17 protein-coding genes are annotated in these 20,557 nt (G+C 71.6%); 4 read left to right on the top strand and 13 right to left on the bottom strand.

All coding sequences use genetic code 11. From position 1 onward, the window contains the following. Positions 1-71: 71 nt before the first annotated feature. The 10 genes from ACT54X_RS15955 to ACT54X_RS15910 form a co-directional block, all read right to left on the bottom strand. The gene (locus ACT54X_RS15955) at positions 72-548 is read right to left on the bottom strand and encodes a universal stress protein (protein WP_476347454.1); all 477 of its coding nucleotides are present in this window, start codon (positions 546-548) and stop codon (positions 72-74) included. 25 nt (positions 549-573) lie between these two features. Then, positions 574-1,785 (bottom strand): acetate/propionate family kinase, encoded by a 1,212-nt coding sequence (locus ACT54X_RS15950; protein ID WP_476347453.1) that lies wholly within the window; start codon positions 1,783-1,785, stop codon positions 574-576. A 78-nt stretch (positions 1,786-1,863) separates the two neighbouring features. Beyond that, on the bottom strand, positions 1,864-3,312 hold the full coding sequence (locus tag ACT54X_RS15945) for a bifunctional enoyl-CoA hydratase/phosphate acetyltransferase (RefSeq protein ID WP_294370840.1): 1,449 nt from the start codon (positions 3,310-3,312) through the stop codon (positions 1,864-1,866). Further along, positions 3,309-3,695: a hypothetical protein gene (locus ACT54X_RS15940; protein ID WP_294370838.1), complete on the bottom strand. Its 387-nt coding sequence runs from the start codon at positions 3,693-3,695 to the stop codon at positions 3,309-3,311. The genes ACT54X_RS15945 and ACT54X_RS15940 overlap by 4 nt, the downstream gene beginning before the upstream one ends. A gap of 32 nt (positions 3,696-3,727) precedes the next feature. Further along, complete coding sequence (locus ACT54X_RS15935) at positions 3,728-4,855, bottom strand: ABC transporter permease (RefSeq protein WP_294371293.1); 1,128 nt, start codon at positions 4,853-4,855, stop codon at positions 3,728-3,730. An 87-nt stretch (positions 4,856-4,942) separates the two neighbouring features. After that, a complete protein-coding gene (gene rbbA, locus ACT54X_RS15930; protein ID WP_294370835.1) occupies positions 4,943-7,681 on the bottom strand; it encodes a ribosome-associated ATPase/putative transporter RbbA in 2,739 nt (912 codons plus the stop codon). A gap of 7 nt (positions 7,682-7,688) precedes the next feature. Further along, positions 7,689-8,759 carry an HlyD family secretion protein gene (locus ACT54X_RS15925; RefSeq protein WP_476347452.1) on the bottom strand — a complete coding sequence of 357 codons (1,071 nt, stop codon included), beginning with the start codon at positions 8,757-8,759 and terminating at the stop codon, positions 7,689-7,691. Beyond that, positions 8,756-10,210, bottom strand: a complete 1,455-nt coding sequence (locus ACT54X_RS15920) for an efflux transporter outer membrane subunit (protein WP_476347451.1) — start codon at positions 10,208-10,210, stop codon at positions 8,756-8,758. The genes ACT54X_RS15925 and ACT54X_RS15920 overlap by 4 nt, the downstream gene beginning before the upstream one ends. Beyond that, positions 10,207-10,983, bottom strand: a complete 777-nt coding sequence (gene fabI / locus ACT54X_RS15915) for an enoyl-ACP reductase FabI (RefSeq protein WP_294370827.1) — start codon at positions 10,981-10,983, stop codon at positions 10,207-10,209. Before fabI ends, ACT54X_RS15920 begins: the two co-directional genes overlap by 4 nt. Before the next feature lies 1 nt (position 10,984). After that, positions 10,985-12,715 (bottom strand): PHA/PHB synthase family protein, encoded by a 1,731-nt coding sequence (locus ACT54X_RS15910; protein ID WP_294370825.1) that lies wholly within the window; start codon positions 12,713-12,715, stop codon positions 10,985-10,987. 207 nt (positions 12,716-12,922) lie between these two features. Here ACT54X_RS15910 and ACT54X_RS15905 point away from each other — a divergent pair, with 207 nt between their 5' ends. From ACT54X_RS15905 to ACT54X_RS15890, 4 genes are all read left to right on the top strand, one after another. Then, positions 12,923-13,600 carry a TetR/AcrR family transcriptional regulator gene (locus ACT54X_RS15905; RefSeq protein WP_294370823.1) on the top strand — a complete coding sequence of 226 codons (678 nt, stop codon included), beginning with the start codon at positions 12,923-12,925 and terminating at the stop codon, positions 13,598-13,600. Continuing rightward, positions 13,597-14,619, top strand: a complete 1,023-nt coding sequence (locus tag ACT54X_RS15900) for an Lnb N-terminal periplasmic domain-containing protein (RefSeq protein ID WP_294370821.1) — start codon at positions 13,597-13,599, stop codon at positions 14,617-14,619. The genes ACT54X_RS15905 and ACT54X_RS15900 overlap by 4 nt, the downstream gene beginning before the upstream one ends. After that, entirely contained in the window at positions 14,616-16,583 is a 1,968-nt protein-coding gene (locus ACT54X_RS15895) for a lipase family protein (protein WP_294370818.1), read from the top strand. Before ACT54X_RS15900 ends, ACT54X_RS15895 begins: the two co-directional genes overlap by 4 nt. Positions 16,584-16,670: 87 nt before the next feature. Further along, positions 16,671-17,624 (top strand): GGDEF domain-containing protein, encoded by a 954-nt coding sequence (locus ACT54X_RS15890; protein ID WP_476347450.1) that lies wholly within the window; start codon positions 16,671-16,673, stop codon positions 17,622-17,624. Between the two features lie 14 nt (positions 17,625-17,638). Here the strand turns inward: ACT54X_RS15890 and ACT54X_RS15885 are convergent, their stop codons facing one another. The 3 genes from ACT54X_RS15885 to nhaA all read right to left on the bottom strand — a co-directional run bounded on the left by ACT54X_RS15885 (position 17,639) and on the right by nhaA (position 20,526). Next, the gene (locus ACT54X_RS15885) at positions 17,639-18,673 is read right to left on the bottom strand and encodes a S1 family peptidase (protein ID WP_294370812.1); all 1,035 of its coding nucleotides are present in this window, start codon (positions 18,671-18,673) and stop codon (positions 17,639-17,641) included. Positions 18,674-18,770: 97 nt separating this feature from the next. Beyond that, on the bottom strand, positions 18,771-18,983 hold the full coding sequence (gene cspE, locus ACT54X_RS15880) for a transcription antiterminator/RNA stability regulator CspE (protein ID WP_294370810.1): 213 nt from the start codon (positions 18,981-18,983) through the stop codon (positions 18,771-18,773). Between the two features lie 196 nt (positions 18,984-19,179). Further along, positions 19,180-20,526: a Na+/H+ antiporter NhaA gene (gene nhaA, locus ACT54X_RS15875; protein ID WP_294370808.1), complete on the bottom strand. Its 1,347-nt coding sequence runs from the start codon at positions 20,524-20,526 to the stop codon at positions 19,180-19,182. Positions 20,527-20,557: the final 31 nt, after the last annotated feature.

Here is a 20,557-nt window from a genome sequence, read left to right as displayed (position 1 = left end):
CTCGGGCGAGGGCAAAGCCCGGGATTCTGAAAAGAGTTTGTGACAGTTCTGAGGCCCTCAGAGCGCCGCGCTCAGCTGCCCGTCGCTGCTGCCTTGGTCGCAGCCCGCGGGCGCACCAGCATCACCGGCATCGCCGCGATGCGGGCGACCTGCTCGGCGTCGCTGCCCAGCAGCAGCCGGTCGACGCCTCGGCGACCGTGAGTGCCCAGCACGATGAGGTCGCAGCCGCATTGGCTGGCCTGGTTTGCGATCAGCTGCGACACGCGTTCGCCCTGGCTTTCGAGCAGCACGGTTTCCGCCGTCACGCCCTGGGCTTCGAGCGTCTGCCGCGCGGCGTCCAGCAACGCCTGGCCGTTGCGCAGGAAGGTGGGCCGCACCTCCTGGATGTGCACCAGCGGGGGCTCGAAGCCCGTGACGTGGTCCATGGCGTCGACCACATGCAGCAGCATGACGGTGGCGCCAGCCAGGCGCGCGAGCTGCGCGGCCTCGTCCAGCGCCAGCGCGGCGGTGGCGCTGCCATCGAGGGGAACCAGAAGACGGTGGTACATGGAGAAGGTCCTCTTCCTTGGGTGTTCAGGGGGTCATGAGCGCCGCCGTATGGCGCGCCGCGATCCATTCCTCGTTGGTGGGCTCCACGCCCACGTCGACCCGGCTCGCCGCGCTGGCGATGCGGGGCCGGTCGGCCTGGTTGGCCGCCTCATCCAGTTCCAGGCCCAGCCAGCCCAGCGCCGCGCAGACGCGCCCGCGCAGCACGGCGTTGTGCTCGCCGATGCCGGCGGTGAAGACCAGCCGGTCCAGCCCGCCCAGCACGGCGACCAGCGCCCCGATCTCGCGCACGATGCGGCGCACGTAGAGCGCCAGCGCAGCACGGGCGCGTTCGCCCTCGGGGCTGTCATCGGCTTCGCGGGCCAGCAGCACCCGCGGATCGCCGGACAGGCCCGAGATGCCCAGCAGCCCCGACCGGTGGTAGAGCGCGTGGCCCACCTGCTGCAGGCTCAGCCGCTCGATCTCCATCAGGTACAGGACGGCGCCTGGGTCGAGCGCGCCGGTGCGCGTGCCCATCATCAGCCCGTCCAGGGCCGAGAAGCCCATGGTGGTGGCGACGCTGCGCAGGCCCTGCATGGCGCACAGGCTGGCACCGCTGCCCAGGTGCGCGACGATGGTGCGGGCGGCCTCCGCCGACGCACGGCCGTGGCGCTCGGCCAGGGCGATGGCGATGTATTCGTACGAGAGGCCGTGGAAGCCGTAGCGCCGCAGCCCGCGCTCCCAGGCGTCCCAGGACAAGGGCAGCATCCGTTCCACCTGGGGCAGCGTGTGGTGGAAGGCGGTGTCGAAGCAGGCCACCTGCGGCAGGTCCGGGCGCTCGGCCAGCAGGATCTCCATGGCCTCCAGCGCGAAGGGCTGGTGCAAGGGCGCGAGCGGGATATAGCTGCGCAGCTCGGCCAGTACCTGCGCATCGACCCGCACCGGCACGAAGTGGCGGCTGCCGCCATGCACCACGCGGTGGGCCACGGCGGCCAGCGGCCGGCCGGCCAGCCAGCGCAGCACCTCGTCGCGGATGCGGGCCAGGGCGTCGTGGTAGGGCTGCGCCGCCGAGAGCGCCAGCGGCGTCACGGCCAGGTCGCTGGCGCCGATGTCGGGCGCCGGGCCGCCGATGCCCTGCACCTTGCCGTTCCAGGCCGGGCGCCGCGGCGGCTCGCCGCCGCCAGCCGCGAAGAGGGCGAACTTGATGCTGGACGAGCCGCAGTTCAGCACCAGGATGAAGGCGGTGGCGGTCGCGTTCACCGGGCCGCCTCCGGCTCGGCAGGCGGCACACGGGTCCTTCGGGACGGGAGGGTCTTCATGTCGGGCTCGTTCCGATGTTCATGGCGGCATCGTGCGCCAGCGGTGGGCCAGCAGCACGGCAATGGCACAGGAGGCGATGCGCGCGGCCCGCGAGTCGGCGCGGCTGGTCAGCACGATGGGCACGCGTGCGCCCATCACGATGCCGGCGCTGGCCGCATCGCCCATGTATTCGAGCTGCTTGGCCAGCATGTTGCCGCTTTCCAGGTCGGGCACCACCAGCACGTCGGCCTGGCCCGCCACGGGCGACTCGATGCCCTTGATGCGCGCCGCTGCGGCCGAGACTGCGTTGTCGAAGGCCAGCGGGCCGTCCAGCACGCCGCCGGTGATCTGGCCGCGCTCGGCCATCTTGCACAGGGCGGCGGCGTCCAGCGTCGCGCTCATGCGCGGGTTGACCGTCTCCACCGCCGCCAGCAGCGCCACCCGTGGCGTGGCCACGCCCACCGCCTGGGCCAGGGCGATGGCGTTGCGCACGATGTCGGCCTTTTCTTCCAGGCTGGGCGCGATGTTGATGGCCGCGTCGGTCACGATGAAGGGCCGCGGGTAGGCCGGCGTCTGCATCAGGAAGCAGTGCGACAGGCGCCGGCCGGTGCGCAGGCCGGCGGCGGCGTCGAGCACCGCGGCCATCAGCTCGTCGGTGTGCAGGCTGCCCTTCATGAGCGCCTCCACGTCGCGCGCGCCGGCCAGCGCCGCGGCCCGTGCGGCGGCGGCATGGCTGTGCGGCGCGTCCTCGATGGCGATGCCGGCCAGGTCCAGTCCGGCGGCCTGGGCGGCGGCCTCGATCTTTGCGCGCGGGCCCACGAGCACGGGCTCGATCAGGCCGGCCGCACGGGCATCGAGTGCGCCGCCCAGGCTCAGCGCGTCGCAGGGATGCACCACCGCCACGCGGATGGCGCCCAGCGGCTTCACATGGGCCAGCAGCCGCGGCAGGCCGTCGCCGGGCGCATGCAGCCGCACCTCGGGCAGGGTGGCGGCGGGGCGCTCGATCTTCTCGGTCGGCGCGAGCACGGTGGCCTCGCCCTCGATCACGTCCTCGCCGGCCTGGTTGGTGCAGCGGCAGTCCAGGGTGAGGCGCTTCTTGGCGGCGTCGCGCGTGGCCACGGTCACGCGGATGGTCAGCGTGTCGCCCACCCGAACCGGCCGCAGGAAGCGCAGCGTCTGCCCCAGGTACACGGTGCCCGGGCCGGGCAGCCGCGTGCCGAGCACGGCAGAGATCAGTGCGCCGCCCCACATGCCGTGGGCGATCACGCCATGGAAGCGGGTGGAGGCGGCGAATTCCGCGTCGAGGTGCTGCGGGTTGACGTCGCCCGAGAGCACGGCGAAGAGCTGGATGTCCTGCGCGGTCAACGTGCGCTGCAGGCTGGCGTTGTCGCCCACGGCGATCTCGTCGAAGGTGCGGTTGCGCACCAGCGCCAGGGGTGCGTCGGCTGGGGCGCCGCCCTCGGCCAGCTCCGGGGTGGGCGCGCTCATGCGCCGTCCTTGGGGCGGCCCTGCGGGGCCAGGGCCGCGGCCGTGCTCTTCTGCCACTGTGCCCAGGCTTCGCGCAGGCCCTGGGCCAGCTCGGTCTGGCTGGCCAGGCCGCCCTGCACCAGCGTGCGCCACGCCTCCAGGTTGCGCTGCGTGCCCCGCCAGAGCAGGTCGGCGGGCCAGGCGCCGAGCGCCTGCCAGTCGCCCGTGTTGGCCGCATGGCCCACCTGGGAGACAGCGTCTTCCTCGGTGTCGGAGAGCAGCCGCAGCCGGCGCTCCCAGGCCTCGCGCCCGGCCTGCTGCAGCAGGGCGAAGGTGCGCAGGGCCAGCGCGGTGTTGGCCGTGGCCAGCGCCACGGGCAGGGGGGTGACAGGGGCGTCATGCATGGGAATCTCCTTGCGATGAAAAACAGGGACGTTCAGGCCATCTGACTGATGGTGCGCCGAAAACGCGAGAGCGCCATGACGAAGAGCACGAGTCCGATGACGAACAGCGCCAAGAAGGAAGGCCACACCACGTCGATGCCGGCGCCGCGGTACAGGATGGCCTGGCTCAGCTCCACGTAGTGCGTGTTCGGCGCGGCGAGCATCAGGTCCTTCACCAGCGCGGGCATGCTCTCGCGCGGGGTGACCGTGCCCGAGAGCATCTGCAGCGGCAGCAGCGTGAGCATCAGCAGCAGGCCGAACTGCGGCATCGAGCGCGCCACGGTGGCCATGAAGATGCCCATGGCGGTGGTCGAGAACAGGTGCAGCGCCGTGCCGGCCAGGAACAGCGGCACCGAGCCCTCCACCGGCACGCCAAGCAGGCCCTGCACCACGAACTGCAGCGAGGCCGCCGCGGCCACCAGCACCACCACGCCCATGGACCACACCTTGGCCAGCATGATCTCGGTGGGCGTCACCGGCATCACCAGCAGGTGCTCGATGGTGCCGTGCTCGCGCTCCCGGATCAGCGCCGCACCGGTGAGCACGATGGCCAGCATGGTCACGTTGTTGATGATCTGCATCAGGCCGCCGAACCATGCCTTCTCCAGCGCCGGGTTGAAGCGGGCGCGCAGCGCCAGGTCCACCGGCAGCGTGGTGGTGGCGCGGTAGCGGCGCAGGAAGTCGTTGACCTGCTCGGTCACGATCTGCTGCACGGCGCCATTGCCCGAGAAGGCCTGGCTCATGCGGGTGGCGTCCACGTTCAGCTGCACCTCGGCGTGGCGGCCCGCCAGCACGTCGCGCTGGAAGCCGGTGGGGATGACCAGCGCGAAGGTGTAGCGGCCCGCGTCCATGCCCGCGTCCATCTGCGCCTGGCCGATGGCCACCGGCGCCGAGAAGTAGGGCGGCTGGAAGGCCGAGACGATGCGCTGCGACAGCGGCGACTGGTCCTCGTCCACGATGGCGATGGGCGCGTTGTGCAGCGTCTCGGGGATCGCCGTGGCGCCGGTGTAGACCGCCACCGAGAAGGTGTAGACGATCAGCACCAGCATGGTCGGGTCGCGCCACAGGCTCCACAGCTCCTTGACGCCCAGGCGCAGGATGTTGGCCAGGCGCCGGGCGATGGCGCTGCGGCGGCCGGCGGGCGAGGCGGCTGTGCGATGCGATGGGGCGAGCGGGGTGTCGTTCATGGTGGATCCGTTATCACCTGCTCAGGCCTCCTGCTTGCGCAGCAGCGCCACCGACGCCGCCACGATCAGCGGCGCCGCCACCAGCAGTGGCACGAAGGCCTGCTGCAGGTCGCCGAAGCCCAGCGCCTTGCTGAACACGCCGCGGCTGATGGTGAACATGTGCGTGGCCGGGTAGATCTGCCCCACCCAGCGGCCCACGCCCTGCAGCGACGAGACCGGATCCGTCAGCCCCGAGAACTGCGTGGCCGGGATCAGCGTGCCGATCATGGCGAAGAACATGGCCGCGATCTGGCTGCGGGTGACGGCCGAGGCCAGCAGGCCCATGCCGGTGGCGATGACGCTGAACAGCAGCGCCGCCACGGCCAGCGTGGCAAAGCTGCCGGTGAAGGGCACGCCGAACAGCGTGACGGCCAGCGCGCACATGAGCAGGAAGTTCAGCATGGCCAGCAGCACGTAGGGCAGCTGCTTGCCCAGCAGGAACTCGATGCGGGTGACCGGCGTGACGTAGAGGTTGACGATGGAGCCCAGTTCCTTCTCGCGCACCACCGCCAGCGCCGTCAGCATGGCCGGCAGCATCAGCAGCAGCATGGGGATGATGGCCGGCACCATGGCCGGCAGGCTGCGCACGTCGGGGTTGTAGCGGTAGCGCGACTGCACCTGCACGGCTGCCACCGGCGTGCTGCCCGTGCGTGCGCGCATCTGCTCGACCAGCCAGTACTGGTGGATGCCCTGCACATAACCTTGCAGCGTGTCCGCCCGCGTGGGCATGGCGCCGTCGATCCACGCGCCCACCTGCACGTCGCGGCCGCCCAGCACGTCGCGGCCGAAGCCCGAGGGGATCTCGATGGCCAGCGAGATGTCGCCGCTGCGCAGCCGCCGGTCCATGTCGGCGTCGTCGCGCAGCGGCGGCTGCTCGGTGAAGTAGCGCGAGCCGGCCAGGTCCAGCACATAGCTCTGGCTGAGCGTGCTCTGGTCGCGGTCGAGCACGGCATAGCGCAGGTTGTCCACGTCCATGTTGATGCCGTAGCCCATCACGACCATCAGCACCAGCGAGCCCAGCAGCGCCATGGTCGCGCGCACCGGGTCGCGCTGCAGCTCCAGCGCCTCGCGCCACAGGTAGCTCCACAGGCGCTGCAGGCTGAAGGCGGCGGTGCGCGGCGGCGGCGCAGAAGCCGAGATGGCCGGGGCGGCGGGCGCCTCGTCCGCCGCCTGGTCGGGCGTGCCACCGCCCGCGTCCACCAGGTAGCCGATGAAGGCCTCTTCCAGGCTGGCGGCGCCGCGGCGCGCCACCAGGGCTGCCGGTGCGTCGCTGTCCAGCACGCGGCCGGCATGCATCATCGACATGCGGTCGCAGCGCTCGGCCTCGTTCATGAAGTGGGTGGAGATGAAGATGGTGACCTTGTCGCGGCGCGACAGGGTCACCAGCAGGCGCCAGAAGTTGTCGCGCGCGATCGGATCCACGCCCGAGGTGGGCTCGTCCAGGATCAGCAGTTCGGGCCGGTGCACCATGGCCACGGCCAGCGACAGGCGCTGGCGCATGCCCAGCGGCAGGCTTTCGGGCAGGCTGTGCTGCACCTGCTGCAGGCCGAAACGCTCCAGCATCTCCTGCACGCGCGCGTCCTGCTCGGCCGCGGGCACGTGGAAGAGCCGCGCATGCAGCACCAGGTTCTGCCGCACGGTCAGCTCGCCGTACAGCGAGAAGGCCTGCGACATGTAGCCCACGCGCCGCCGGGTGTCGATGTCGCGCGGGTCCACCTCGTTGCCGAACAGCCAGGCCCGGCCTTCGCTGGCGGGCAACAGGCCGGTGAGCATCTTCATGGTGGTGGACTTGCCGCAGCCGTTGCTGCCCAGGAAGCCGAAGATCTCGCCGCGCCGGATGCGCAGGCTCACGTGGTCCACCGCCGTGAAGTCGCCGAAGCGCATGGTCAGGCCCTCGGCCTCGATGGCGATGTCGTCGTCGCCCGCTTCGAGCGGCGGGATCTGCACCGGCGCCCAGTCGCGCTTCTTCTCCTCGGGCAGCAGCTGGATGAAGGCCTGCTCCAGCGTGGGCGTGCCGGTGCGCGCCAGCAGGGCCTGCGGCGTGCCGGTGGCCAGCACGCGGCCGTCGTCCATGGCCACCAGCCAGTCGAAGCGCTGGGCTTCGTCCATGTAGGCGGTGGCCACCATCACGCTCATCTGCGGACGGCCCTGGCGGATGCGCGCGATCAGGGCCCAGAACTGCGCACGCGCCAGTGGATCGACGCCGGTGGTGGGCTCGTCCAGGATCAGCAGGTCGGGGTCGTGGATGAGCGCGCAGCACAGGCCCAGCTTCTGCTTCATGCCGCCCGAGAGCTTGCCCGCCGGCCGCGCCAGGAAGGGCTGCAGCCCGGTGCTGCGCGTGAGTTCGTCGATGCGTCGGCGGCGCTCGGGCCCGGCATGGCCGAACAGGCGGGCGAAGAACTGCAGGTTCTCTTCCACCGACAGCGTGGGGTACAGGTTGCGGCCCAGCCCCTGCGGCATGTAGGCGATGCGCGGGCACACCGCCGCGCGGTGGCGCCGGTCGGCCATGTCGCCGCCCAGCACCTCCAGACGGCCCTGCTGCAGCGCACGGGCGCCGGCCACCAGCGACAGCAGGCTGGACTTGCCCACGCCATCGGGCCCGATCAGGCCGACCATGCAGCCGGCCGGCACCTCCAGGTCCACGTCCTGCAGCGCATGCGTGGGGCCATAGTCCAGGCGCAGCTTCTGCAGGCGGACGACGGGCGGGGGCGAGTCGGTCATGGGCGGCTCAGCGCGAGGTCTTCACGGCCAGCTCCGCGGGCCATTCGGCCTGGGGGTCCAGCCGCACCCAGGCCACGCCGGGCAGGCCGGTCTTGACCTGTTCCAGGTGCTGCTGCAGCAGCGCCTTGTCGATGCTGGCCTTGACGCGGAACATGAGCTTCTGCCGCTCGCTGGCCGTCTCCACCGTCTTGGGGGTGAACTGGGCCGTGGCGTCGACGAAGCGGATGCGCGCCGGAATCACGAAGCCGGGCGCGGCATCGATCAGGATGCGCGCCTCGCTGCCCAGGGCCACGCGGCCGGCGGCCGTCTCGGGCAGGAAGAAGGTCATGTAGACGTCCGACAGGTCCACCAGGTTGAGCACCTTGCCGCCCGCACCCAGGACCTCGCCGGGCTGCGCCACGCGGAACTGCACGCGGCCGTCGCGCGGCGCGGTGAGCTGGCTGTCGGCCATGTCGGCCTCGATGCGGGCCAGCGTGGCACGCGCCGCGCCGACGGCGGCACGGGCGCCGGTGAGCTGGGCGGCGGCGGCCTGCACCGCGGCCCGACCGGCCTCGGCCTGCGCGTGGGCCGCGCCCAGGGCGGCCTGCGCGTTGCGGGTGCGGGCGCGGTCGTCGTCGGTCTCCTGCATCGAGGCGGCGCCCTCGGCGGAGAGCACTTCGGAGCGGCGGGCCCGGCGCTGGGCCGCGTCCAGCTCGCTCTCGCGCTGCACCACCAGCGCCAGCGCGGATTGGCGGTCGCTCTCGCGCATGGCCACCTGCGATTCGGCGGCCGCCACGCCCGTCTCGGCCTGCTGCAGCCGGGCCTGGGCCTCGGCGCGCTGGGCGTCGAGCGATTCGACGTCCATGGTGGCCAGCGGCTGACCGGCCTTCACGAAGGCGCCTTCGTCGACCAGGATGTCGCGCACCCGGCCGGCCTGCTTGGTGGCCACGTCCACGTCGGTGGCCTCGATGCGGCCGTTGCCGCTGGCGAAGCCCGGCCCGAAGCCCTTGTCGCGGCCGGCCTGCCAGTACCAGGCGCCGCCTGCGGCCAGCGCCACGGCCAGGACGATGAGAAGGCGCTTTGTGCTCGTGGGCTTCATGGCTGGGAAGAGGAGGGGGAGGAAGAGGTCGCGATGGGCGTGGCGGCCACGGTGTGGGCGCCGCCGCCCAGGGCGGCATAGAGGGAGACGCGGGCGGCGAGCAGCGCACGCTGCGTCTGCACCCGTTGTTGCTGGGCCGAGAGCAGGTCGCGCTGCGCGTCCAGCACTTCCAGGAAGGCGGCCGAGCCGGCGTCGTAGCGCAGCCGGGCCAGGCGGGCGCGCTCGGCCTGCGCGGCCAGTGCTTCCTTCTGGATGCCCAGCTGTTCGACCAGCCACTGGCGGGCGGCCAGGGCGTCGGCCACGTCGCGGAAGGCGCCCTGGATGGTCTTTTCGTAGTCGGCCACGGCGATGTCGCGCCGCACCTCGGACAGCTGCAGGTTGGCGCGCAGCCGGCCGGCGGTGAACAGGGGCAGCGACAGGCTGGGCGCGAAGGTCCAGGCGCGGCTGCCGGGCTCGAACAGCCCGTCGAGCGCCGCGCTGGCGGTGCCGAGGCTGGTGGTCAGCGTCAGCTGCGGAAAGAAGGCGGCCCGGGCCGCGCCGATGTTGGCGTTGGCCTGGCGTAGGCGGTGTTCGGCGGCGGCGATGTCGGGCCGCGAGGCCAGCATGGCCGAGGGTAGGCCCGGGGCCACATCGGCCACCATGGCATCGGCCAGCGGCTGGTTGCGCGGCGGCAGGTCCACGGGCACACCGGTCAGCAGGGCGAGGGCATTGACCTGCTGGGCGCGCTGCTGTTCGAGCTGCGCGCCCAGCGCCCGCGCCTGGGTGGCGAGGATGCGCACCTGCTCCAGCTCCAGCCGCGAGGAGGCGCCGACGTCGAAGCGGCGGCTGAAGATGCGCAGCGATTCGTTGCGGCTGGCGATGGCCTCGCGCGCCAGGGCCAGGCGCTCGTCGGTCTCGCGCAGGGCCAGCCAGCCCTGCGCCACCTGCGTCGCCAGCGACAGGGTGAGGCCGCGCCGGGCCTCGTCGCTGGCCAGCCAGGCCTGCAGCGCGGCCTCGTCCAGGCTGCGAAGGCGGCCCCACAGGTCGAGCTCCCACCCGGCCAGGCCCACGCCCACCTGGTACTGGCTGGCGATGACGGACTTGCCGCTGACGTTGAGGTCGGCCGGCACGCGGCTGCGGCTGGCATCGGTGGCCAGTCCCACGCTGGGCAGCAGCGCGGCCTGCTGGATGCCCCAGGCCGCGCGGGCCTCCTGCACGCGCAGGGCGGCGGTGCGCAGATCGCGGTTGTGCGCGAGGGCCTGGGCGATCAGCGCCTGCAGCTCGGCATCGGGAAAGGCCTGCGGCCAGTCCAGGTCCGCCGCGGCCACGGGCACGGCCGCTGTAGGCGCGGCGTCCGGGAATCGGGCAGGCACCGGCGACTCTGGCAGGGCCAGGGGCGGGATCATGGGCGCGCAGCCGGCCGCGATGAGTGCGGCGAGCAGCAGGGGGGCGATTCGGCGGGCCATGGTCATCCGAGCACGTGGTAGCCGCCATCCACGTACAGCGTGCTGCCCGTGATGGCGCGTGCCGCGTCGCTGACCAGGAAGGCGGCAAGGGCGCCCACTTCCGCGATGTCCACCAGCCGGCGCAGCGGGGCGCGCCGACGGGCGTCGTCGAGCAGGGCCTCGAAGTTGGGAATGCCCGACGCCGCCCGCGTGGCCAGCGGTCCCGGCGAGATGGCGTTGACGCGGATGCCCTTGGGCCCGAGTTCGGTGGCCAGGTAGCGCGTGCTGCTCTCCAGCGCGGCCTTGACCGGGCCCATCACGCCGTAGTCGGGAATCACCTCCTCGGCGCCCACATAGCTCATCGTGAGCAGGCTGCCGCCGCGGTGCATCAGCGGCTCGGCCAGATGGGCCATGCGCACGAAGGAATGGCAGGAGATGTCCATGGCCCGCGCGAAGCCCTCTCGCGAGCAGTCGGCCACCCGGCCGTGCAGGTCGCTCTTGGGCGCGAAGGCGATGGAGTGCAGCACGAAGTCCAGGCGGCCCCATTGGCGGCCGATGGCGGCGAACACGGCTTCGAGCTGGCCGGGCTGCTCCACGTCCAGCGGCAGCGCGATGGAGGCGTGCACCTGCTGCGCCAGCGGTTCGACGAAGGGCCGGGCCTTGTCGTTGAACCAGGTCACGGCCAGCTCGGCCCCGGCGTCGTGGAAGGCCTGCGCACAGCCCCAGGCGATGCTGTGCTCGTTGGCAATGCCCACCACCAGGCCCTTGCGGCCGTGAAGGGAGAAGAGATCGGCGTTCATGTCATCGCTCCAGGACGTAGTTGCCAGGGGCATCGGCCAGGCCCGTGCCCATGCGTGGCGGCTTGACGGGTGCGCCCGAGTGGGCGGCCAGCCATTGCTGCCAGGCCGGCCACCACGAGCCCGCATGCGTCGGCGCCGCGGCCAGCCATTCGTCGGGCGCCAGGTAGGGGCCATCGGCCGGCCGGGTGAGCAACCGGTGGCTGCGCCGGCTGTCGGGCGAGGGCGGGTTCACGATGCCGGCGTTGTGGCCACCGGTGGTGAGTGCGAAGGTGATCTCCGCCGGGCAGAGGAAGTGCAGCTTGTGCACCGAGCGCCAGGGCGCCACATGGTCGGTGACGGTGCCCACCATGAAGGTGGGCAGGCGCAGGCTGCCCAGGCTGACCGGCCGGCCGCCCACCGGAAAGCGGCCCTCGCTCAGGTCGTCGTCCAGGAAGAGCCGGCGCAGGTACTCGGAATGCATGCGCGCGGGCATGCGGGTGGCGTCGGCATTCCACGCCATCAGGGCGTTCATCGGCGCACGGTGGCCCAGCAGGTAGTCGCCCACCATGCGCGACCACAGCAGGTCGTAGCTGCGCAGCATGCTGAAGGCCCCGGCCATCTGCTGGGCGGTGAGATAGCCCTTCTGCCGCATCTGCGCTTCGAGCAGGCTGAGCTGGCTCTCGTCGATGAACAGGCCCAGCTCGCCCGGCTCGGAGAAGTCGGTCTGCGCCGCGAAGTAGGTGGTGCTGGCCAGCCGGTCGTCGCCGTCGCGCGCCATGGCCGCCGCGCCGATGGCCAGCAGCGTGCCACCCAGGCAGTAGCCGGCGGCATGCACCTTGCGGCGCGGGCACAGGGCCTGCACGGCGTCGAGCGCGGCATGCAGGCCGAGCTGCAGGTAGTCGTCCATGCCCCGGTCGCGCTCGGCCTCGCCGGGGTTCTTCCAGGAGATGCAGAACACGGTGTGGCCCTGCGACACCAGGTAGCGCACCAGCGATTCCTCGGGCGTGAGGTCGAGGATGTAGTACTTCATGATCCACGCCGGCACCAGCAGCACCGGTTCCGGATGCACGGTGGGCGTGGCGGGTGCGTACTGGATCAGCTCGATCAGCGCATTGCGCAGCACCACCTTGCCGGGCGTGATGGCCACCTCGTGCCCGACGCGGAACTGCTCGGTGCCGGCCGGGGCAGCGCCGGACGCTTGTCGGCCCGCGTCTTCCATCCAGTTGTGCAGGCCGCGCAGCAGGTTGGCACCGCCTTCGCGCAGCGTGGCCTCGATCACCTCGGGATTGGCCCAGGGCAGGTTGCCGGGCGAGAGCAGGTCCAGCCACTGGCGGGCGCTGAAGGCGACCAGGTCCTCGTGGTGCCGCTCCACGCCGAGCACGCCGTGCGTGGCCGCGTCCCACCACTGCTGGCTGGCCAGGAAGGCCTGCTGCCATGCCTTGAAGGGCGCGTGCTGCCAGGCCGGGGCGCGGAAGCGCCGGTCGGGCGCGGCGAAGGCGTCGGGCGTGGCGGGCGCCCATTCCCGGCTCAGGGCCTGGGCCTGCTGCGCCGCCAGCTGCGCCAGGGCCACCTGCTTGCCCGGCGAGGCCGCCAGGTGCGCGGCCCAGTCGAAGGCGGCCAGCAGCCCGGCCATGGGCGAGAGGGCGCCCGTGAGGCGGGCCGCGGTGGCCCGCGCCTGCATGTCGAGGGCGGCGGCCGCGGCATCGGCCGGGGCGTCGGCGGTCGGCACAGGATTGGGAGAAGGGGCGGGCATGGCGGCTGGACCTGAAGGCGCCCGAGGGGGCGGGTGGGAAACGGTGCGGCGCCGGGTGGCACCGCCTGCGAAAAACTGTAGGAGCCGGCCCGCCCGCGCTCATTGATCCAGGTCAACGGATGCCCGTCTAACGACTCGCAAGTCGTTAGCGGGGAGGTGCATCCATAATCGCCGGCCGCCTCGCTGTCCGCACCCACACGCACGCCCATGACCGCACCGACCGCCGACCCTCCGTATCCGACGTCCGACGAAGGCCTGCCCGGCGGCCGGCCTTCGCGCCAGCGCCTGCCGCCGCCGCTGCGCATGGCGCAGATCCTCGACGCGGCGCTGTCGGTGTTCCACGAAAAGGGCTTCGCGGCCTCGCGCATCGACGACATCGCGCTGCGGGCGGGCCTGTCCAAGGGCGGCGTCTATGCGCACTTCGACAGCAAGGAAGAGATCTTCGAAGCACTGATCGACCGCTCGCTCACCATGCCGGCCGGCCTGGACGAGGCGGCGCTCGCGCCGGGGCAGATGGTCACCATCGACCTGCTGGTGGAGCGCGTGATCGACCCGGTGTACCGCCTCTTGGCGCGGCCCGAGACGGCCATGACGCTGCGCCTGGTGGTGGCCGATGGCCGCCAGGTGCAGGCGCTGGTGGAGCGCTGGCAGCGCGCCGTGCTCGACCCCTTCGCCTCCGCCGTCGAGCGCCTGGTGCGCCGCGCCGTGCGCCAGGGCAGCCTGGGGCAGGGCGTGCTCACGGCCTCGCCCTGGTTGCTGATGGCGCCCATCGCACAGGTCGTGCTGTGGCAGCTGATGCACGGGCAGGGCGAGGGCGCGCCGGTCACGCTGGAGCAGCAGCGGCGCAGCCACATCGCGCTGCTGCGCGAGGCGCTGGCGCCATGAGGCGGCTGTTGATCGGCATGGGCCGGGGCCTGCTCGTGCTGGTGTTGCTGGGTACGGGCCTGTGGTCGGCGCTGGCGCTGTACTACCGGCTGCCGCTGCCCGAAGGCGGGCGCATCGCGGCCGCGGCGGCCTGGGGCCTGGCCGCGCTCGGGGTCATCGGGCGGCCGTGGCGGCCCTTCCATGGCCGTGCGCTGGCCGCCTATGTCCTCGCCTTCGCGCTGCTGCTGGTGTGGTGGGGCCGCATCGCGCCTTCGGACACGCGCGACTGGGCCGACGATGTGGCCCGGCACATCGAGCCCTCGGTGGCCGGCTCCATCGTCACCTTGCGCAACGTGCGCAACTTCGAGTGGCGCAGCGACGACGACTACACCGTGCGCTGGGAGACGCGCCAGTACGACCTCGACCGCCTGCGCAGCGTGGACATGGCCCTGTCGTACTGGATGGGCCCGGCCATCGCCCACACCCTGGTCTCCTTCGGCTTCGACGACGGGCAGGGCGGCACGCGCTACCTCGTGTACTCGGTCGAGATCCGCAAGGAGCGTGGCGAGTCCTTCTCGGCCGTGGCCGGCTTCTTCAAGCAGTTCGAGCTGGCCCTGGTGGCCGCCGACGAGCGCGACGTGCTGCGCGTGCGCACCAATGTGCGCGGCGAGGACGCCTACCTCTACCGCGTCGCCATGCCGCCGGCGGCCATGCGCTCGCTCTTCCTGGCGTACCTGGACCAGTCGACCACGCTGGCGGCGCACCCGCGCTTCTATTCCACGCTCACGGCCAACTGCACCACCATCGTGTTCGACATGGCGCGGCGCATCGTGGGTGGCCTGCCGCTGGACTGGCGGCTGCTGGCCTCGGGCTACCTGCCGGAGTACCTGAAGTCCATCGACGGCCTGGCTGCCAAGGCGGACCTGGAGACGCTGCGCGCCGCCGGCCGCATCACCGAGCGGGCGAAGGCGGCCGATGCCGACCCGCAGTTCTCGCAGGCCATCCGACGCGGTATCCCGGGCATGGAGGCCGCGCGATGAACGCGGCGGCGCCCTTGCGCCAGTCGGGCCGCGGCCCGTGGGCGGCGCTGTTCCTGCTCGCCGTGGCCCTGCTGGTGTCCGGTTGCGCGGCGGTGTCGGTGTCGTCCGTCTCGCCCGCGCGCTACCTGGCCGAGCGGCGAGGCGACGTGCTGACCACCGGGCGCCTGAGCGGCGCCGCGCAGGAGGTCGCGCGCGTGGCCGGCATCGACGACTGCGGCGAGGCCCCCGACACCTGCCGGCAGGCGCTGTCGCAGGCCGAGGGCATCACCGACGAGCAGCGGCTGTCGGCGCTGGCCGAGCTGTGGCTGCAGGCCGCGCTGGAGTCCGACCGGCAACCGGCCATCGCGCCGGACGCGCAGGCGTCCGGCCAGGGTGGCGACGCCGATGACACCGCGGTCGATGCCTGGCTGGAGACGGCACGCCATGCCTGGGCCTACCTCTTCCTCACGCGCCGCAGTCCGGGCGACCGCGCCTTCGAGGACCGGCAGACCCAGGTGCGCGACTACTACAACTTCGCGGTGCAGCGGACCGTGACGCGGCTGTTCCACCGCCATGCGCGCGACGCCCGCGCACCCGATGCCGGTGCCACGACCGGCGAGGTGGCCGAACTCGCCGTGGGCCGCTGGCAGCTGTCGGCGCGGCTCGACAGTCCCGGCTTCGCCAGCGACATGCCACTGCCTCAGGAACTGCTGGCGGCCTCGTCGTTGCGCTTCACCGGCCTGCGCAACACCTACCGGCGCGATGGCTTCGGCGCTCCGCTGGTGGCCGTGCTGCCGCCGCCGGAACGCGGCCCGGTCCACGCGCCCTTCGTCCCCATGCGCTACCCGGCCCTCACGGCCCTGCTGACCTTCGAGGGCCGCACGCCGGCCGAGGTGCTGCGTACGCACCGCGTGCAGGTGCGCCTGTACGACCCTTACCGCAGCGAGCGGGTCGACCTGGCGGGCGTGCCCGCGCCGCTGGCCGCCAACTTCACGGCCGGCTACGGGCTGTGGCTGGCCCGCTCGGGCTTCGCGACACAGGCGCTGCGCACGCTGCTGGGCCTGTCGGACGGCATCGTGCAGCCGCAGGTGCAGCTCATGCAGCCCTACGACCCCGAGCGCGGCATCGTCGTCATGCTGCATGGCCTGGCCAGCAGCCCGGAGGCCTGGGTCAACGTGGCCAACGAGGTGCTGGGCGACGAGACGCTGCGCCAGCACTACCAGATCTGGCAGGTGTACTACCCCACCAATGCGCCACTGGTGCTCAACCGCCGCAACATCGCACAGGCGCTGCAGCAGACGCTGGCGCACTTCGACCCGCAGGGCACGGCACCGGCCTCGCGCCACATGGTGCTGGTGGGCCACAGCATGGGCGGCGTGCTGTCGCGGCTGCTGGTTTCGGACTCGGGCCGCGCCCTGTGGTCGGTGCTGCCCCAGGGACCGGCCATGGACGCCGCCCTGGCGGACGATCCGACGCTGCAGCGCGAGCTGGCCGAGTATTTCGACTTCCAGGCCCTGCCCCAGGTGGACCGGGCCATCTTCATCGCCGCGCCGCACCGCGGCACGCCCTTTGCCGAGACCGGCCTGGCCCGGCGCGTGGCCAATCTCGTCACCCTGCCGCTGGCCATGCTCGAACAGGTGGGCGACCTGAGCCGCCGGCTGGCGCGGCTCGCGCCGATGCAGGAGAACGGCCTGCCGCCGCGCATCCCCAACAGCATCGACAACCTGAGCGACCGAGATCCCTTCGTGCGGGCCGTGGCCGATCTGCCCCTGAGCCCGCGGGTGCGCTATCACTCCATCATCGGCCGCGAGGACCCGCGGCTGCCGCTGGCCCAGTCCAGCGACGGCGTGGTGCCCTATGCCAGCGCCCACCTGGCCGGCGCCGAGTCCGAGCGGGTCATCACCTCCTGGCACAGCGTGCAGGAGACGCCGCAGGCCATGCTGGAGGTGCGCCGCATCCTGCGCGAGCAGCTGCGTCAACAATAGGCACAGCGATGCACTGTGGCGCCCGCGCGCCTGGTGGCATCGAGGCAGGGGAGCGGATGGTCGAGCCGACGAGGCGGGAGTCGCACCATGGCAGAGAACGACGAAGCGCGCGAGGCGTCCTACCGGGCCATGCTCACCCAGGTCACGGTGGACAAGCTGGCCGACATGATCATCTGGCTGGACGAGCACGGCCGCTACGTGTTCGTGAATCCGGCCACCACGCGCCTGCTGGGTTATTCCGCCGAAGAGCTGGCGGGCCTGCATGTCTGGGACATCGATCCCCATTTCGACGAGGCGCGGTGGCGCGAGCACTGGGCCGAGGTGCTGGCGCGCAAGAGCTTCCGGCTGGAGACCGTCAATCGGTCGCGCGACGGCGTGGACATCCCCATCGAGGTCACGGTCAACCTCGTCGAGTACGAGGGCCGGCGCTTCAACTGCTCCATCGTGCGCGACATCACCGAGCGCAAGCGTTTCGAGGCCGAGCTGCGCGCGCTCAACGACCGCATCTATCGGCTGAGCGTGACCGACGCGCTCACCGGGCTGGCCAACCGGCGCCATTTCGACATCCAGCTGGACGCGGAAAGCCGCCGGCAGCGGCAATGGGACCGACCGCTGTCGCTGATCCTGGCCGATGTGGATGCTTTCAAGGCCTACAACGATGCGCATGGCCACGTGGACGGGGACCTGGCGCTGCAGCGCGTGGCGGCGGCCCTCCAGGCCGCCGTCGCCGTGCCCGGTGCCACGGTCGCCCGCTACGGCGGCGAGGAATTCGCCTGCATCCTGCCCGGCACGTCGCACGCGCAGGCCCTCGCCGTGGCGGAGCAGGCCCGCCTGGCCGTCGCGGCCCTGGGCATCGCCCACACGCACTCCGACGTGGCTGCCCATGTCACGGCGAGCCTCGGCGTGCTCACTGTGGATGGCACCCAGCCGCACACGCCGGATGCGCTGCTGCGCCTGGCCGACGGTGCGCTCTACCGCGCCAAGCGCGAAGGCCGCAATCGGGTGGTGGGCGTCAGCGTCAGCGTCGGCGTCAAGGCCTGACTGGAAGAGTCACATCACTTGGACACAAGGGATGTGACCTGGGTCAGCACCTTCAGCACATCCGCGTACCAGGCGCAGTTCAGGCCGAGCGACTCGTCCTTGACGAGATCGCGGGTGCGCATGTCCATGCGCGTGGAGTGCACGCCGAGCAGCTGCCACGAGGTCAGCGACAAGCGCTGGCCCGGGTCGCTGCCAAGCCTTCGCCGGACCACCGGAGCGCCGCTGCTGCCGCGGTGCGTCCTCGCATCCGTCAGGAAGTAGCCCTTCTGCTGGAAGCGCACGCCATAGGCCGAGGCGATGGACGCGCTGCGGGCGACGGCCAGGTGATGGACCGTGTCGTGGAAGCCCAGGGGAAAGCCGATGACGGTCAGGTTGTCGCCCACGGCCACGTCCTCGCCGCGTGGCGCGAGGTGGGATTCGTCGAAGGCATGCAGCACCGAGCCCTCCGGCAGGTGCGCGGTCTGGATCTCGAGCGTGGCGATGTCCACCGGCCCGCCCGTGTCGGCCGCCTGCCGCCACAGCGCCAGCCCCTTCTCGTAGAGGGGCATCGAGAAGGTGGCGTACCGGGTGAGGTCGCGGGTGTCGGTGTGCAGCTCGATCTCGATGCGGTCCGGCGCATGGGCGCTGGCCGCGTCGGACAGCACGTGTGCGTTCGTGACCAGGAACAGCCGATCGTCGCGGCGGAAGAAGAAGCCGCTCGCGCCGGTCAGCAGCCGCGCGCCCGCATAGGTGCTGATGTGCGTCGTCGTCAGCAGAACAGACTCCACGGGCTGGCGCGGATCCGGGTTGGCCGGCGCGGGCGTGATCCCGGCGAGCACCGCCTGCGTCCGGGCAATGTCCCGTTCGAAGGTGATCAGCACATGATCCGACACGGGCGTGTTCAGGATGACCGTGCGCGCTGCCTCGGCATGGGCTTCGAACGCGCGCACCAAGGTGCCGTGTGCAGTGGATGGAAGGGCTTCCAGCAGTGACGGAAGCAAGGCGTCCAGGGCGATCAGGCTCCCCTTGAGTTCGCAGATGCGCTCGGTGGCCTCCTGCAGATTCTTCATGCGACGGTGCCTTCCGGAAATAAAAAAGCGCGGATGAACCGCGCTTGAGAGGCCAGGCCGTCCTGGAAGATCGGCCGGACCATCGGGCCCGGCTGTTTCAGCTCACGGCGCGAATGTTGGAGGCCTGGGGGCCCTTGGCACCCTGGACGACCTCGAACTGCACATGCTGGTTCTCGGTCAGGGTCTTGAAGCCGCCGCCCTGGATCTCACGGAAGTGGGCAAAGAGGTCCTTGCTGCCGTTGTCGGGGGCGATGAAGCCGAAGCCCTTGTCGTCGTTGAACCATTTCACGGTTCCGGTTTGTGTGGTCATGTCGATTTCCTTTCGAGGTTGCCGGGACGCAGGCGCGCACCCGGTGAAGAGACGCCAAGAAAATCAACAAGGGAGATTCGACACAGCCGAGGGACAAGCCCGTTAGACGCGGAAAAAGACCGATGCAATGAAGGCCTTGCACATATCAACGAGCCCATCGTACGCGCATCACGCCCTGCGTGCCGCTTTTCCCCACTTATCTTTTTCCGCGCGTCGGCGGCGGTGTCCGCGGCATCCACACCAGCAGCGCCAGGCCCATGGCGGCCGAGAACAGCGAGGCCAGGAAGATCCCGATCTTCGCGCTGTCCATCAAGGGTCCGACCAGGGCGAGATTGGCAATGAACAGTGCCATCGTGAAGCCGATGCCCGCCAGGAAGCTGCCGCCGGTGATCTGCCCCCAGCTCAGATCCGCAGGGCGCAGGGCCAGGCCCGAACGCAAGGCCAGCGCGCTGAAAAGAAGAATGCCGGCCGGCTTGCCGACGGCGAAACCCAGGAACACCGCCGCCGCCACAGGCTGCGCGACGCTCGTCCACGACAGTGCCAGGCCTGCATTGGCGAGGGCGAAGACCGGCATGATGCAGAAGCTGACCCACGGGTGCAGCGCCATCTCCAGCCGCTCGACCGGCGAGAGCGACTCGCGCGCGGCGATCTCCGCCACCTGCAAGGTCCTGCGGTCGCTGGTGTTGCCGCTGCCCTGCTGGCCCGCCGGATGCGCGATGACCTGCCCCAGGATGGCATAGAGCCGGCGGTCGCTCACCCAGCGCCGCGCCGGCGTCATCAACCCGAGGATCACGCCCGTGACGGTGGCGTGGAGTCCGGAGGCGTCGATGGCCAGCCAGGTGGCGCAGCCCACGATGACGTAGATCGGGATGCTGCGCAGGCCCGCGGCCGCCAGCACGCGCAGGACGCCGATGCACAGGCCTGCCAGGGCGAGCATGCGCCAGTCCATGTGGTGGCTGTAGCCCACCGCGACCACCACGATGGCGCCGATGTCGTCGACGATGGCCAGGAAGAGCATGAACACCCGCAGGCTGTGCGCGATGCGCTTGCCGAGCAATGCCAGGCAGGCGATGACGAATGCCGTGTCCGTCGCCATCACGATGCCCCAGCCGTGCTGGCCGGGCTGTGCCCACTGCAGCGCGAGGTAGAGCGCGGCAGGTGCGACCATGCCGCCCAATGCCGCGGCCACCGACAGGGCTGCCATGCGGGGGTGGCGCATCTCGCCCAGGACCGCTTCGCGCTTGAGCTCCAGCGCGACGAGGAAGAAGAACAGCGTCATCAGCCCGTCGTTGATCCAGCCCTTGAGCGAGCGGCCGAATTCCAGGTCCCCGAGCCGCAGTTCCAGCCGCGTTTCCCAGAGGCCGGAGAAGCCGGCGGCCCAGGGGGAGTTCGAAAGCAGCAGGGCGACGAGGGTGGCCACCAGCAGGACGGCGCCCCCGGCCGCCTCGATGTGCAGGAAGCGCACGAACGGCGGCGCGATCCGGTCGATCAGGGCCCGGGGAAGCCGCACGGGCGCGGCGGGGTCGGTCGGCGCATCGGTCATCGCCCCTCCTGGTGGCTGGCAACCGGGCCTG

The sequence above is a fragment of the Pseudacidovorax sp. DMC4 genome, from assembly GCF_056314265.1.
Note: the sequence above shows the minus strand (reverse complement) of the source record. Positions and strands in the feature narration are given on the sequence as shown.